This window comes from Microbacterium sp. (assembly GCF_011620665.1).
Lineage (GTDB): Bacteria > Actinomycetota > Actinomycetes > Actinomycetales > Microbacteriaceae > Microbacterium.
In genome coordinates this window covers 23,530-38,311 of record NZ_WOYQ01000035.1, presented here as the reverse complement: position 1 = coordinate 38,311, position 14,782 = coordinate 23,530, and the positions used below count along the sequence as shown (strand labels likewise).

At 69.1% G+C, this 14,782-nt stretch carries 12 protein-coding genes; 8 read left to right on the top strand and 4 right to left on the bottom strand.

Features of this window, described 5'->3' with window-relative positions:
- The first annotated feature begins 44 nt into the window (after positions 1 to 44).
- The 4 genes from QZV81_RS05050 (at position 45) to QZV81_RS05035 (ending at position 5,673) form a co-directional block, all read left to right on the top strand.
- Positions 45 to 1,328: a glycosyltransferase family 4 protein gene (locus QZV81_RS05050; RefSeq protein WP_292833494.1), complete on the top strand. Its 1,284-nt coding sequence runs from the start codon at positions 45 to 47 to the stop codon at positions 1,326 to 1,328.
- 101 nt (positions 1,329 to 1,429) lie between these two features.
- Positions 1,430 to 2,410 carry a GDP-L-fucose synthase gene (locus tag QZV81_RS05045; protein ID WP_292833491.1) on the top strand — a complete coding sequence of 327 codons (981 nt, stop codon included), beginning with the start codon at positions 1,430 to 1,432 and terminating at the stop codon, positions 2,408 to 2,410.
- Positions 2,411 to 2,415: 5 nt separating this feature from the next.
- Positions 2,416 to 4,185 carry a DUF4012 domain-containing protein gene (locus tag QZV81_RS05040; protein WP_292833488.1) on the top strand — a complete coding sequence of 590 codons (1,770 nt, stop codon included), beginning with the start codon at positions 2,416 to 2,418 and terminating at the stop codon, positions 4,183 to 4,185.
- 39 nt (positions 4,186 to 4,224) lie between these two features.
- A complete protein-coding gene (locus QZV81_RS05035; RefSeq protein ID WP_292833485.1) occupies positions 4,225 to 5,673 on the top strand; it encodes a sugar transferase in 1,449 nt (482 codons plus the stop codon).
- A gap of 25 nt (positions 5,674 to 5,698) precedes the next feature.
- Here the strand turns inward: QZV81_RS05035 and QZV81_RS05030 are convergent, their stop codons facing one another.
- Together QZV81_RS05030 and QZV81_RS05025 are read right to left on the bottom strand one after the other, a co-directional pair.
- A complete protein-coding gene (locus QZV81_RS05030; RefSeq protein WP_292833482.1) occupies positions 5,699 to 7,192 on the bottom strand; it encodes a glycosyltransferase 87 family protein in 1,494 nt (497 codons plus the stop codon).
- The gene (locus QZV81_RS05025; protein ID WP_292833479.1) at positions 7,192 to 7,968 is read right to left on the bottom strand and encodes a glycosyltransferase family 2 protein; all 777 of its coding nucleotides are present in this window, start codon (positions 7,966 to 7,968) and stop codon (positions 7,192 to 7,194) included. Before QZV81_RS05025 ends, QZV81_RS05030 begins: the two co-directional genes overlap by 1 nt.
- Positions 7,969 to 8,032: 64 nt before the next feature.
- Between QZV81_RS05025 and QZV81_RS05020 the strand changes: the two genes are divergently transcribed.
- Entirely contained in the window at positions 8,033 to 8,491 is a 459-nt protein-coding gene (locus QZV81_RS05020) for a GtrA family protein (protein WP_292833476.1), read from the top strand.
- 1 nt (position 8,492) lies between these two features.
- Here the strand turns inward: QZV81_RS05020 and QZV81_RS05015 are convergent, their stop codons facing one another.
- Both QZV81_RS05015 and QZV81_RS05010 read right to left on the bottom strand, forming a co-directional pair.
- Positions 8,493 to 10,316 carry a DUF4012 domain-containing protein gene (locus QZV81_RS05015; RefSeq protein ID WP_292833473.1) on the bottom strand — a complete coding sequence of 608 codons (1,824 nt, stop codon included), beginning with the start codon at positions 10,314 to 10,316 and terminating at the stop codon, positions 8,493 to 8,495.
- A 64-nt stretch (positions 10,317 to 10,380) separates the two neighbouring features.
- A complete protein-coding gene (locus QZV81_RS05010) occupies positions 10,381 to 11,955 on the bottom strand; it encodes a cellulase family glycosylhydrolase (RefSeq protein WP_292833470.1) in 1,575 nt (524 codons plus the stop codon).
- Between the two features lie 228 nt (positions 11,956 to 12,183).
- Between QZV81_RS05010 and QZV81_RS05005 the strand changes: the two genes are divergently transcribed.
- Genes QZV81_RS05005 through QZV81_RS04995 form a run of 3 tightly spaced genes read left to right on the top strand, consistent with a single transcriptional unit; the run spans position 12,184 to position 14,762 of the window.
- Positions 12,184 to 13,176 carry a GDP-mannose 4,6-dehydratase gene (locus tag QZV81_RS05005; protein ID WP_292833467.1) on the top strand — a complete coding sequence of 331 codons (993 nt, stop codon included), beginning with the start codon at positions 12,184 to 12,186 and terminating at the stop codon, positions 13,174 to 13,176.
- Between the two features lie 16 nt (positions 13,177 to 13,192).
- On the top strand, positions 13,193 to 14,134 hold the full coding sequence (locus QZV81_RS05000; RefSeq protein ID WP_292833464.1) for an NAD-dependent epimerase/dehydratase family protein: 942 nt from the start codon (positions 13,193 to 13,195) through the stop codon (positions 14,132 to 14,134).
- Positions 14,124 to 14,762, top strand: coding sequence for a low molecular weight phosphatase family protein (locus QZV81_RS04995; RefSeq protein ID WP_292833461.1), 639 nt, complete (start codon positions 14,124 to 14,126; stop codon positions 14,760 to 14,762). The genes QZV81_RS05000 and QZV81_RS04995 overlap by 11 nt, the downstream gene beginning before the upstream one ends.
- Positions 14,763 to 14,782 lie beyond the last annotated feature (20 nt).

Genomic DNA, 14,782 nt, shown 5'->3' with positions numbered 1-14,782 from the left:
TTCCCGTAACCCGACCGAAATCGCAACTCAGCTAGCCTGGAAGTGTGACGGCCCCTCGCGTTCTGCTTCTCGGGCTGAACTTTCCCCCCGAGAAGACGGGAATCTCGCCGTACACCGGGGCGATGGCCCGAGGCTTGGCTCGCTTGGGCTACGTTACCCGCGTGTTGACGACTCACCCCCATTATCCAGACTGGAAGGTTCAGTCGGGTTACGGGGAGTGGTCGCGCAGCGAACAAATCGCCGGGGTCGCCGTCACACGTCTCAAGCACTACGTGCCGACCCAGCCCAGGGGTGTGCGACGCGCACTGTCGGAGGCGTCGTTCGGCGCCCGCGCGGCGGCGCACCGGTGGGGCGGGCCCGACGCGATCGTCGTCGTCTCCCCCGCGCTGATCTCGTCGGTGCTCGTTGCCATGCGCGCCAAGCTGACACATCGAAAGACGCCGCTCGTCGTGTGGGTGCAAGACCTCTACACGCTGGGCATGGTCGAGACCGGCCAATCCGGCGCCCTCCCGGTGCGCGTGATCGCGGCGCTCGAGGGATGGCTGCTGCGCAGTGCCGATCGCGTCGTCGTGATCCACGATCGCTTCGCGGAGCGCGTCGCCGAAGACTTCGGTGTGCCGTGCGATCGCATCGAGGTGGTGCGCAACTGGACGCACCTGCCGCCGGCACCCGAGGTCGATGTCGTGTCTGCCCGCGAGAGGCTCGGATGGACCCCCGCCGAGACGGTCGTCCTTCACGCCGGGAACATGGGCGTCAAGCAGGGCCTCCACAACGTGATCGAAGCCGCGAGGGTGGCCTCTGACCGCGAACTTCCGGTGCGCTTCGTTCTGCTCGGCCACGGTTCCGAGCGTGACCGTCTCAAGGAGCTCGGCCAGGGCCTGCCGACGCTCGAGTTTCTCTCACCCCTCAACGACGCAGACTTCTCGGCGGCGCTGGCGAGCGCCGACTGCCTGCTCGTGAACGAGCTGCCCGGCGTCTCAGAGATGGCCGTGCCGAGCAAACTCACCTCGTACTTTTCGGCGGGGCGGCCGGTGGTCGCCGCGACAGACATCAGGGGAATCACAGCTGAAGAGATCCGCGCGGCGGACGCGGGCATCGTTGTACGGGCCGGCGACCCCGAGGCACTGCTCGACGCCATCCGCGGCCTCGCGGCCGACCCGGGCCACGCCGAACACCTCGGCAAGAACGGCCGACTGTACCGAGAGTCCGTGCTCGACGAACAGATGGCGATCAAGAGATTCTCAGAGATGCTGATGCGACTGATCACAGCGGACGATCACAGGACCAGTAGCGTAGACATCACGCTCGATCCGACAAGCACACCCTGAACGGAGCAGGCCTTGACCCAGCGCGAACTCCTCACCGGGATCACCCGACAAAACGGTTTCTCACTCACGTCGCTCCTGCTGGGTTCCAAGGAGAAAGTCGCATGACCGCCTCGGACGGGCTGAACTACACGCCCGGCGAGCTCGACCGCGGCGCGACGTTCTATGTCGCCGGGCACCGGGGGCTGGTCGGCTCGGCGATCGCACGCAAGCTCGAAGCCTCGGGCTTCGAGAACATCGTCGGCAAGACCTCTGCCGAACTCGATCTCAGAGACCGCGACGATGTCTTCGCCTACATGTCAGAGATCAAGCCGAAGTATGTCGTGCTCGCCGCGGCGAAGGTCGGCGGCATCCTCGCGAACTCGACCTTCCCGGTCGACTTCTTGAGCGACAACGTCCGCGTCCAGGTGAACATGCTCGACGCCGCCCTCGCGAACGACGTCGAGCGCGTCGTTTTTCTCGGGTCGTCGTGCGTCTACCCGAAGTTCGCCGAGCAGCCGATTCGCGAAGACTCGCTGCTCACCGGGCACCTCGAAGAGACGAACGACGCCTACGCGATCGCGAAGATCGCCGGCATTCTGCAGACCCAGGCGGTGAGGCGGCAGTACGGTCTGCCGTGGATCTCGGCCATGCCGACCAACCTCTACGGGCCGAACGACAACTTCTCGCCCCAGGGCTCGCACGTGCTGCCGGCGCTGATCCGCCGCTACGACGAGGCCGCCGCGGGGGGCGCGGACGTGGTCACCAACTGGGGAACGGGCGCGCCGCGGCGCGAGTTCCTTCACTCCGACGACATGGCAGACGCCGTGCTGCACCTCATGGAGCACTACGACGGGCCCGAGCAGGTCAACGTCGGCACCGGCTCAGACGTCACGATCCGCGAGATCGCCGAGACGATCGCCGACGTCGTCGGCTACACCGGCGAGACCGAGTGGGACACCTCGAAGCCCGACGGCACGCCGCAGAAGCTGCTCGACGTGTCGAAGCTCGCCGAGGCCGGCTGGACCTCGAAGATCAGCCTGGCCGAGGGACTCAGCCGCACGGTCGCGTGGTACCGAGAGCACGTGGGAAAACTGCGAGAGTAGGGCACATGGCCTCCCACGCCGCACGACGACGACCTCCACGAACCGCCGCCTTCGCGGTAGCCGTCGGGCTCATCGCCGTGGTCGCCGTGCTCGCGGCCGGGTGGATCGGGGTGCGGGGTGTGCTGGCATACGGCCATCTGAGCGCAGCACAGGGCGCCGCCTCGCTGGTGGGCGCGGACCTGGGAGACCCGGCGGTCGCAGAGAGCGCGATCGCGGGGATCGCTGCCGAGACTTCGGCGGCGCGTGACCTCACGAGCGACCCGGTCTGGCGAGCCGCCGAGTCGCTGCCCTGGGTGGGACCGCAGCTCAAGGCGGTGTCGACGGTCGCGGCCTCCGTCGATCTCGTGGCCACCACGGCACTCTCCCCGCTCTCGGAACTTGCGGGGTCGTTCGCCGCCGACGCGTTGCTGCCGGTGGGTGGGCGCATCGATCTGGCCACGCTCTCGTCCCTGCAGGGTGCGGCGGCCACAGGCGCCGAAGGCGTGGCGTCGGCGAAAGCTCAGCTCGACGGGCTCGACCGCACGGCGCTGCTCGGGCCGATCGACCGCGCCGTCGACGAAGTGGCCGGCCTGCTCGCCGGCGCCGACGGCGTGGTGCGCGCGGCCACGCTGCTGCCGGCGATGCTGGGCGCCGAGGGCCCGCGCGACTACCTGGTGCTCTTTCAGAACAACGCCGAGTGGCGCTCGCTCGGCGGCATCGCCGGTGCGGTCGCCCTCTTGCGCACCGATGGCGGAGCGGTCTCGCTGGCCACGCCGGAGTCGGCGAGCGGGTTTCCGGGGTACGACCCGTCGGTGTTGCCGCTCGGCGACGAGATCACCGGAATCTACACGGAACGGCCCGGCCGATGGATGCACAACGTCACGCAGGTGCCCGACTTCACCGTGTCGGCGACCCTCGCGCGCGAGATGTGGGCGCGCACACACGACGGCCAGCAGGTCGACGGGGTGATCGCGCTCGACCCAGTCTCGCTGTCGTACATGCTGCGCGCGACCGGGCCGGTGGCGCTGCCGACCGGTGACGTGCTGACGAGCGAGAACGCGGTGTCACTTCTGCTCAACGAGGTGTATGTCCGCTACTCCGGCCCGGCTGAGCAGGACGAGTTCTTCGCGTCGGCCACGGCCGAGGTCTTCGACGCGCTGGTGAGCGGCGACGTCGACCCCGCCGGCCTCGTGAGCGCGCTCACTCAGATGGGCGCCGAGCGCCGGCTGCTGATCTGGAGCGCGCACGATGACGAGCAGGCTCTGCTCGCCGAAACGACGCTCGCGGGCGGGCTGCCGGTGACCGACGACGAGACGGCACGGTTCGGAGTGTTCCTCAACGACGGCACCGGCTCGAAGATGGACTTCTACGCGACAGCGGCGAGCGACGTCGCCTGGACCGCGTGCGCGGCGACGTCCGCGGGTGTGACCGGCACCGCGCAGCTGACCGTGACGGTGGCGAACAACGCCCCGGCCGACGCGGCGACGAGCCTGCCCACGTACATCACGGGTGGCGGAAAACTCGGGGTGCCCCCCGGCAACGCGAAGACCGTCGCCTACCTGTACCTGCCCACCGGGTTCGAACTCGCGAGCGCGTCGATGGACGACGACAGCGGGTTCGGCGGGGGCACTCATGACGGCCGGCGGGTGGTCAGCTTCGAGGTCGAGCTCGCACCCGGCCAGTCGGCCACCGCGACGGTGCGGGCTGAGGCCGTGTCGCCGGGGGCCGGCAGGCTCGAGGTCGTGCAGACTCCGGGCATCCAGACAGCCGAGCTGCCGGCCGCTTCGTGCCGATAGCCGGGTCGCGGTTATACTCGCCGTCGGAGAGGATGGTCAGTGAAGTCGCAGGTTCCGTGGCGCGCGCGCTTGCACCGCCGCATCCTGATCACCGACCTTCTCGTGCTCGTGGGCGTCGTCTACGGCACCCAGATCGCGTGGTTCGGGTTCGGCAACGTCGCTGTCTCGATCCGCGCTGACTCGCGGCTCTCCGAACCCTCGTACTGGGTGTTCTCGTTCGCGCTCGTGCTCACCTGGATGTGGGCGCTCAGCCTGATCGACTCGCGCAGCGAACGCGTGATCGGCAGCGGAAGCATCGAGTACATCCGCATCGTCGCCGCGAGCGTTCGCCTCTTCGGCATCATCGCGATCTTCGCGTTTCTGCTGAGGGTCGACGTCGCCCGCGGATTCCTCGTGATCAGCCTTCCGCTCGGCGTGCTGCTCCTGATCTTCGAGCGCTGGCTGTGGCGCCAGTGGCTCGTCCGGAAGCGGCGCTCGGGCGAGTACTCGGCTCACGTCCTCCTGGTCGGCTCGGAGCCGACCGTCGCTCATCTCGCTCGCGAGCTGCAGCGCGCACCGAGCGCGGGCTACCGCGTGGTGGGGGCGTGTGTGCCGGCGGGCGCGGCCGCGTCGACGATCGCCGGCACCGGCATCCCGATCGTGGGCACCCTCAGCACGATCGACCAGGCGATCATCGCGAGCGGCGCCGACACCGTCGCCGTGACCGGCAGCGACGAGCTGCCGCCCAACAAGATCAAGCAGATCTCGTGGTCGCTCGAGGCCGGCAAACAGCACCTCGTGCTCGCGCCCGGCATCATCGACATCGCAGGCCCCCGCATCCACATGCGGCCCGTCGCCGGACTCCCCCTCATCCACGTCGAGACCCCGCTGTTCAGCGGCGGTCAGCGCGTCGTCAAGCGCACGATGGATCTCGTCGCGTCGGTCGTGGGCATCGTCGTGATCAGCCCGCTGCTGGTGTTCCTCGCGATCACCGTGCGGCTCTCGAGCGACGGCCCCGTCTTCTTCCGCCAGACCCGCGTGGGGCTCGGCGGCGAGGAGTTCTCGATGATCAAGTTCCGCTCGATGGTCGTCAACGCCGAAGACCTGCTCGAGAACCTCGAGCGCGAGCGGCGCGACGCCGGCAACGAAATGCTCTTCAAGATGAGGAACGACCCGCGGGTCACCCCGATCGGCCGCATCATGCGCAGGTTCAGCCTCGACGAGCTCCCCCAGCTGCTCAACGTGATCGGCGGCTCGATGTCCCTCGTCGGGCCACGGCCGCCGCTGCCCTCGGAGGTCGCCCGCTACGCCGACCACGTGCATCGCCGGTTCCTCGTGAAACCCGGCATCACGGGCCTCTGGCAGGTCAGCGGCCGGTCGACGCTGTCGTGGGAAGAGTCGGTGCGCCTCGACCTCTCGTACGTCGAGAACTGGTCGCTCGTGGGCGACGCCGCCATCATCCTCAAGACCGCGAAGGCAGCGCTCATGCCGGGAGAAACCGCGGCGTGAGCCGGCCGGGTGCATCACCCCCGCGTCAGGGAAGGCAGAGCATCCATTCGTCGAGAGCGACGGCCCGGCCCTCGCACGCGGGCGCGTTCCCGGCGGGAGCGAGCGTGGGCACCCCGGTCAGCTGCGTGCCGTCGGTCATGCCGACGTGCATGCCGGCCAGGACCCCGATGCTGACGCCCGAGCCCCAGGGCGTCGCGATCCACGGCGAATCGGTCGCGTCGCGCACATCGGCGGCGACCTCGCGCTGGGCGGTCAGCGTCTGCGCCGTCGGCGAGAGCGCCGACGCCACGTGAAGCGACAGCTGCAGCGAGATCAGCAGCGCGAGCACCGTGCCGACGGCAGCGCCCACGAGCCGCGAGGCGCGAGGTGACTCGCCGGCGCGGCACCAGCGGACCGCCAGGACGACACCGGCTACGAGAAGCGGCGTGAACGCGAACACCCCCGGTGCCGGATGCCGCACCCACAGCGGCGTGTGGCTCGCGAACGCCCACCACGTGACGAACGTGGTGAGCCCGACCGCGCCCACCACGAGCTGCGACGCGATCGTGCCGCTGGGCGCGAGTCCCGCGCGGCGGGCGTACACGCGGAACGCGCGCCGGTTCTGCCACGCGTTCCGCGCAGCCCACAGCGTGAAGCCCGCGAGCACGACGACCAGCGCGATCATGAGCGGCGGCGGAACGAACCACGAGTCTGCGAGCACAAGGATCTTCTCGACCGGTGAGGTGCCCTGATAGGCCTGGCCGCCCGTGATGAGGAAGGAGCCCATCGACCTCACGCGCAGCGCGTAGGCGGGCATGCCCATCGTCACGAGCGCGACCAGCTCGAACAGGGCCGTGGGCGCGATCGCCGCGGCGGCCGCGACGGCGACGCGGCGGATGCGCCGGCGAAGCGGGCCCGAGCCGAGGAGGAGCACGGCGAGCACGAGCGCCGGCGCAGCGAGGAGCGAGATCGTCTTCGCCTGCACGGCAAGGCCCAGCAGCAGACCGGCGAGCCAGGGCCTCCGGCGCACGGCGATCGCCGCCCAGAGCAGCAGCGCCGCCGCCGGGATCTCGCCGAGCAGATCGCTCGGGCCCTGAATCGGCGAGGGCGGAGCCGACGGGTCGAAAGCCAGCAGAACCGCGACCGCGGCGAGCGCCGCCCATCGTCCTCCGATGCGGCGGCCGGCCACGGCGGCGCCCGCCGCGAGCGCCACGAAGTACCCGTAGGCCACGAGGCGCCCCGCCAGAGCGGGGTCGATCCCGGCCGCGATGAGGGGTGCGACCGGCAGCAGCACGACGGGCCCGGTCGAGATGCGCACGTCGAACGGCATGAGCTGCCCGCCGGAGAGAATGCCGTCGCTCGTGTATCCCAGCCCGCGCACGAGGTTGAGCGGCACGGTCAGGTTGTACGCCTCGTCTTCCCACAGCGGCGCGACCACGATGCTGTGCCACGCGACGACGACGTTGGCGATCACCACGGCTGCCGCCGCGCCCAGGAACAGGATCGTGCGGAGCGCCGGCCGGCGCAGGGCCGAGCGCATCAGCTGTCGCTCCGGCGATGGGCCGCCGGCGCCCGCCTCCACCCCGCCACGCAGACCTCGGCGGATGCCCGCCACACGAACACCACCAGCGCACGCGGGGGCAGGCTCACCCGGCGCGTGCGCTGGCCCCACATCGTTCCGGTGGAGCTCTGTCCTCTTCTGGGCAGGCTGCGCACAGCGACGTAGCGCACCGGCATCCGCCACCGCGCCTCGAGGATCGACAGGTGCACGTGCGGCACCAGCGGGTTCTCGGGAAGGGCTTCGAGAAGCTCGATGAGCGCCTCCCGGGGATACGCGCGGAGCGGCGTGTTCATGTCGGGGATCGCGCGGGGCACGAGCAGGCGCGACCCGAGGCGCAGACTGCCGCTGAGCACCCGCCGGTACCACGGGTCGGTTCGACCGCGGCGCACGCCGTGCACGGCCGCCGCGCCCGTCGTTTCGGCCGCCGACAGCACCCGCGCGATGTCGCTGCCGCGAAACTGCCCGTCGCCATCGACGTGAACGATGAGATCTGCGCCCGACGCGAGACCCAGGCGGTACGCGGCGATCGCCGTGGGTCCATGACCCCGGTTCGCGGGCTGGGTCACGACCTCGACCCGGGCGTCGCCCTGCGCGCGCACGACCCCCGCGGTGTCGTCGGTGGAGCAGTCGTCGGCGACGTGCACGGTGAGAGTGCCGACGAGCGGGCTCACGGCGTCGATGATCTCGGCGATGAACCCCGAAATGCCCTCAGCCTCGTTGTACGCCGGCATGACGACAGCGACATGTCCCGCCACCTACCTACCCTTCCACGCACCCCCGACACGCGGCCGCGCGCACTCCATGTAGCGTAGTGGAGTCATGAGCCCAGCCTTCAATCTGCGCCGCGCGCTGTTCACGGGCGGCCGCTTCCTCGTGGTCGGCGCGATCAGCACGGCGATCGAGATCGCGTGCTTCAACGTTTTCGTCTACGCGTTCGGCTGGGATGTCGTCAGCGCCAAGGTGGCCGCATCGCTCATCGCCCTCATCAACGCGTACTTCGGCAACCGGGAGTGGACGTTCCGCGAGCGGGCGCGACGCTCGCGGATCGCCGAAGTCGCCCTGTTCGTTTCGACCAACGCCCTCACGACGGCGCTCGGCGCGGCCATGGTCTGGGCGGGGGTGGGCCTCGCGGGTTCGCTGCTCGGGTCGGCGCCCGGGCCGCTCCTGGTCAACACGATCAACATGGCGAGCATCGCCATCATCGTGGTGGTGAGATTCGCGCTCTACCACTGGGCGGTCTTCCGTGAGCCCGCGGCGACGACGGTCGACGCCGGCTAGATCACTCCTGGCATCCGGGTGCCATGACGGCCACCGGCGTCTCGCGCACCATCGGGGTCGTCCAGATCTCGATCGGCCCGAACGGACCGTCGCCCCCGGTGAAGGTCATCGCGACGGCGTGCGTCGATGACGGCTGGTTGATCACGTTGATCTTGGCCGCCGGGCGCCCGAGATGAGTGATCTGCGTGAATGCCGTGGGAACGCCGTCGACGGCGACGGCGGTGATCTGGGCGCCGACGGGTCCGTACATCACGACATCCGTGCTGATCACGCCCTTGGGAAAGTAGTTGGCGGTCGATACGTACCAGGGCAGGGAGCGGGCGGCGGCGGGATCGACCGTCGACGACAGACTCATCGTCTGCGTGAACGTCGGCGCGCCGTCGGTCTGGCACACGTCCGTCTCGACGGCGATCGCGGTTCGCATGTAATAGTCCAGTTTGCCCTCGGTGATGTCGTTGACATACGCGCCGAAGAGCGTGGAGGTCTCGTTCGATGCGGGGTAGGCGCCGAGCACTCGAGCGCCGGCGAGAAGCTGCGCCTGCGTCTCATCGGTCGGAGCGTAGAGGATGCGGCCTTCGGCGAGTGCACGCGAAGACTGCTCGACGATCGCACGAACATCATCAGCGGCGGTCAGCTTCGCGATGAACGCCACAGCGGCGACGGCGAAGAAGTCATCCTGCTTCTGCAGGTCGTTGATCTCGAAGTACACGGTGTTGAGCAGCACGTCGACCGCGTTGTCGGCCGTCAGCTCCTGCCCCGACGGCAGGCCGACCGGGCCGGTCGCGTTGAGCAGATAGCTCATCGCGACCGGGTCGATCGAGACGACGCCGTTGATCGGGGTGTCGTAGAGCTCATCCCACATCGCCGTGATGATCTGAGCCGACTCCGCGAAGTCGGGTGTGGTGGTCACGTCTTGCACGTACCGGGCGACCTTCGTGCCGTAGAGCTCGGCCGTGGCCGGATCGAGCGGGATGATCGGCTCCGGACGCCCGTAGACGAAGTCGAGGGCCGACGCCTGCTGCGTGATCGACACGTTGCCCCGGTCGACTGTGATCAGCACCAGGGCCGCCGGGTTTCCGCCCGTGCCGCGGGACTCGGCGTTGTTCTGAACGAGGATGAGGTAGTTCTGCGGCGTCTCGGCTCCGAGCGCCGCCGGCAGCACCGCGAGCGCGCTGTGAACGCCTGCGATCGGCCCCTGCAGCTGCGCGAGCAGGCCGTCGAAGGTCGCGAGGCTCTGCTGCACCTGCGGGATGAGAGAGTCGCGCGGAACCGCCGCGAGGGCGTCCTGCGCCCCCGCCAGCGTGTTCACGATGCCATCGGCCATCGTCGAGAGCTCTTCGAGCCGGTCGACATCGATCCCGCCGCTCGGTGACTTCAGCTGGCCGATGTCCACCGACGCGATCGGCGTGATCAGGCCCGTCGCGATCTCATCCGCGACCGCCGCCGCGACGCGGACCGCGACGAGATTGCCGCCGACGAAGGGCACCGGCTCCGCGAGACGCCACACCAGCGTGTCGGTCGCGCCGTGGGCATCCGCCGTCAGCTTCGAGAACTCCCCCGCCAGCTGCTGTGCGCTCGCGACGTCACCGGTCGCGACCGCCGCCTCGATCTGGCTTGCGAGCGGGATCGCCTGCTCGAGAGACGCGCGGGCCTGGTTGCCGTCCGCGATGATCCTCCAGCCGGCGAGGCCGGCGCCCACGATCAGCAGAAGCCCCAGTCCCGAAGCGATCCAGAGCCACCGCCGCTTCGCGGAGACCTTCTCGGTTTCCCGGGCGAGGTCGCGCCGGGCCCTGCGGGACTCGACCTCGGTCGCGCGATGTATCACCCGGCGATGATACCGGCCGCCTCTGCGCGTACCTGGGGGGATGCGCAGAGCGCATCCGCGCGCGTCAGCGCTTCTTGTAGATCACCGAGGCGCGGCCGCGCTTCCATTCGATGCGACCGAACTCGAACTGCTGCACCGTGGCCTTGATGAACCAGCCCGTGACGTACTGGTTTCCCGTGGGGAAGCCGAGCTTCGGCACCCACGCCGCCAGAATGCCGCCCTGCACGAGCCAGGCTCCCGTGCTGGACTTGTAGAAGATCCTCAGAGCGGTACCGACGGACTGCATGCCGTCGACGAACGCGCCCGTCGGGAGCAGGCCCGAGGGCCGCACGATGGCCGCCACCGGCTTCGGCGAACTGAACCAGCCCCCGGGCGTCACGAAGCGGACCCCCGATTGGGCGTCGCGTCCGTATCCCGCCCCGATCGCATACACCGGGCTCACGTATGCGCCGAGCGCCGGGTCGATGTTTCCGTCGAACGAATCCGCCTCCCATCGGGGCGGGATGCCGTTCGACGTCATCCACTCCACGCCGTACGCAGCCGGCTTGAAGGCATGATCGGCGGTCATGACGCCGTAGAAGTCGTCCGGCGCCTGATCCTTGTGGTGGTGGATGAACATCGGACCGGCGGTCGGGATCTCGGCCCACTGCGTGATTCCCCCGGCGACCAGCTGAGACTGCCTCTCTTCGCCCAGCGTGCTCGGCGCGCCGTACTCGGTCGCCCAGATCTTCTTCGCACCGTGACCTGCGGCGTCGAGACGTTCCCGCATCGTGAGCACCTGCCGTGCCGGCGCGCCGTCCCACCGCCCGCCGTCGGCGAAAGACTGCTCGTGATCGTAGGGATGGAACGAAAACGCATCGGCCGCGCCGGCCCCGTTCGCCATCATCACGTCGAAGAACTCGACCGCGTGCATGTTCCCCTCCGCAGCCGACGTGTTGGTCGGTCCGAGCGCCCCCGCGACCACCGTGGCTCCGGGAGCGGACGAGCGGATGGCCGTGACGGCAGCGGCGACCATCTGCCCGTAGAAGGCGGGGTCGGGGTTGGGCGCGAAATACATCCGTGCGTTCGGTTCGTTCCACACCTCGAACGCACCCACCCGGTCTGCGTAGTACGCCGTGACCGTGCTCACCCACTGCGCCCAGTCCTGGAGCGACGCGGGGCGGGTCTGGGCGTTGTCCGAGCCGTTGAGCGCAGCCCACTGCGGGGTACCGGTCAGCACGCCGAGAACCGACAGGTTTCGCGCGACCGCCTCGGAGATCACCCGGTCGGTCAGCTCCCAGCTGTACGCCCCCCGGGTGGGTTCGAGCCATCGCCAGGGAAGATCGAGGCGGATGGAGGTCGCGCCCAGTGCCACGATGAGGTCGAGGCTCTTCTTCTGCGACTCTTCCGATTCCCACAGGATTCCGGAGTTCACCGAAAAACCCACCCCGGCGCGCGGCGACTCGGATATCGCCATCGCGCGCGAGGTGCCCACCCGGGCCGGCGCCTGCGATTCGGTCCTCTCGGGCCGGAAGGTCACCGGTGCCGTGGCGCCGGACGCGGCGTCGGCCGCCGCGAGGGCGAGCACCGCCGCACCCGCACCGACACCGGCGCCGGTCAGAAAAACCCTGCGCGACAGGGGCGAGCGATCAGCGGCCATGTCGAGACTCCTCTGGGTGGTCGAACGCGCGTCTGTGTGGGCGAACGCGCGTCCGCGATCACGGGCCTGCGCGCTGCACGATCACTTTCTATCATCTGTGAGCGCCTCGCATGTTACCAGGGCGTAAACACGCGATGCCGCAGCGCCCCCTCCGGTCGCGCGTCCGTGTCCCTGTAACATCGACCCGACAGCGAAACTGCAGACACCTGCACACACAGAGGGGGCGAAGTGGCGCAAAGGACCGCGCTCATCACCGGCATCACCGGGCAGGACGGCGGTCATCTGTCTGAACTGCTGCACGCCGAGGGCTACCGGGTATTCGGACTCATCCGGGGTCAGAACAACCCGCGACAGATGGCCGTCGAAGCCGAGCTGCCCTATGTTTCGCTGATCGAGGGCGACCTCACCGACATGACGTCGCTGGTCCGGGCGGTCGACACCGCCGACCCCGACGAGGTCTACAACCTCGCCGCGATCAGCCACGTCGGCTATTCCTTCAAGAATCCGACGCTCACGGCCGACGTGACCGGCAAGGGCGTGCTGAACGTCCTCGAGGCGGTTCGGGTCACGGGGCGCGCCGAGGCGACGCGCGTGTACCAGGCCTCGACCTCAGAGATGTTCGGGGGGCTCGACTACAACCGGCCCGGCAACGGGTACAACGAGGAGTCGCTGTTTCATCCGCGGAGCCCGTACGGTGTCGCGAAGCTCTACGGGCACTGGATCGCGAAGAACTACCGTGAGAGCTACGGGATGTTCGTCACGTGCGGCATCCTCTTCAATCACGAGGGCGAGCGCCGCGGCCTCGAGTTCGTCACCCGCAAGATCACGAACGCCGTCGCCCGGATCAAGCTCGGCCTGCAGTCGACACTCGAGCTCGGCGACCTGTGGCCGAAGCGCGACTGGGGCTACGCGGGCGACTACGTTCGCGGGATGTGGCTGATGACACAGCACCACAAAGCGGACGATTTCGTTCTCGCCACGGGCGAAACCCACTCGATCGAGGAATTCCTCACCCTCGCGTTCGCGGAGGTCGGCATCGACGACTGGCGCCCATACGTGAAGCACAGTGCCGCGTTCATGCGACCGGCCGAGGTCGACATTCTGCTGGGAGATCCGTCGAAGGCCGAAGATATCCTAGGGTGGAAGCGGGAAGTGGACTTCCCCGGGCTCGTTCGACGCATGGTCGCTCACGACCTCGCCGTCCAGAGCCGCCACATCTGATCACCGAGGAAGAGCCATGTCGTCGAGCGGGAAGCGCTTTTCGCTCGCCGTCACCGGGGTCGACGGTTTCGTCGGCGGTCACGTGGCCGCGCTCGCCGCAGAGCTGGGCATGAGCGTGTGCGGAGTGTCGCGGGCGTCGTCGATCCCCGACGAGCTCGCCGGGGTTCTCGATTCGTACCACTCCGCCGACCTCACGATCGAGTGTCCGGAGCTTCCCGAGGTGGACGCGGTGCTGCACCTCGCCGGCCGCGCGGCGGTGGGTCCGTCGTTCGCGCATCCGCAGCAGTACCTCGCCGACAACAGCGCCATGGTGACGACCCTCTGCGAGTCCGTGCTGAAGAGCCCCTCGCGCCCGCGGATCATCGGCGTGTCGACGGGAGCGGTCTACGCCGCGTCACCCGAGCCGATCACCGAGGATGCGCCGATCAGGGAGTCGTCTCCCTACGTCGTCAGCAAGCTGCTCGTGGAGCACCAGCTGCGGTACTACCGCGAACGCGGACTCGACACCGTGATCGCGCGTCCGTTCAACCACGTCGGCCCGGGCCAGGGCCCCGGCTTCATCGTGCCCGATCTGTTCTCGCGCCTCGAGGCCCTCGATGCCGGCGCGCCGCTCGCAGCGGGAGACCTCACGACCGCGCGCGACTACACCGACGTCCGCGACGTCGCCCGCGCGTTCCTGCTGCTCGCGCAGGCGGACTCCGTTCGGCACACGGTGTACAACGTCGCGAACGGCGTCTCGCACAGCGGCATCCAGATCCTCACGCTCATCGCCGCGGCACTCGGCCGACCGGTGCCCGAGATCGTGACCGAGCCGGCGCTGGCCCGGCCCGCCGAAGAACGGGTCGTCGTCGGATCGGCGCGTCGCCTTCGAGAAGAGTTCGGCTGGGTTCCTCAGCACACGATCGAAGATTCCATCCGCGCGTTCGCCGACCGATCGGGGCACCTCGATGGTGAGTGACGCGTCGGCGCCGACCCGGCGATCGCGGCGCGATTCCACCGTTCGGGTGCTCGTGATCTGCACCGGCAACACCTGCAGGTCGCCGTTCGCCGAGTACCTGCTGCGCGCTGATCTCGACGGTCTGCCCGTCACGGTCGCGAGCGCGGGCACGCACGCATCCGCGGGGGCACGGATGATGCCCGAAATGCGGACGGCGGCCGCGAAGGCCGGCATCTCACTCGAGACGACCGCGGATCATCGCTCCGCCGCTCTCACCGTCGACCTCGTTCGCTCATCCGATCTGGTGCTGACCATGACACGCGAACAGCGACGGGAGGTCGTCCTTCTCTCACCCGACAAGCTCACCTCGACCTTCACGCTGAACGAGTTCGCCCGGCTCGCGCAGGACATGAGCGACGACGCGATCGGCAGGTCCCGCGCGCGGGCGCACACCAATCGCGGGCGCGTGCGCAACGCCGTGCACGAGATCGCCGCGCACCGCGCGACGGCCCCCCGGGTGAAAGACCCCGACGTCGACAACATCGCAGACCCGATGGCCCGCGGAATGCGGGCGTACCGCAAGAGCGTGCGGGAGATCGCCGCGAGCGTGCCCCAGGTCGAGCGCGTTCTGCGCTCCCTGATCGACTAGCGCAGCTGCTCATCCATCGA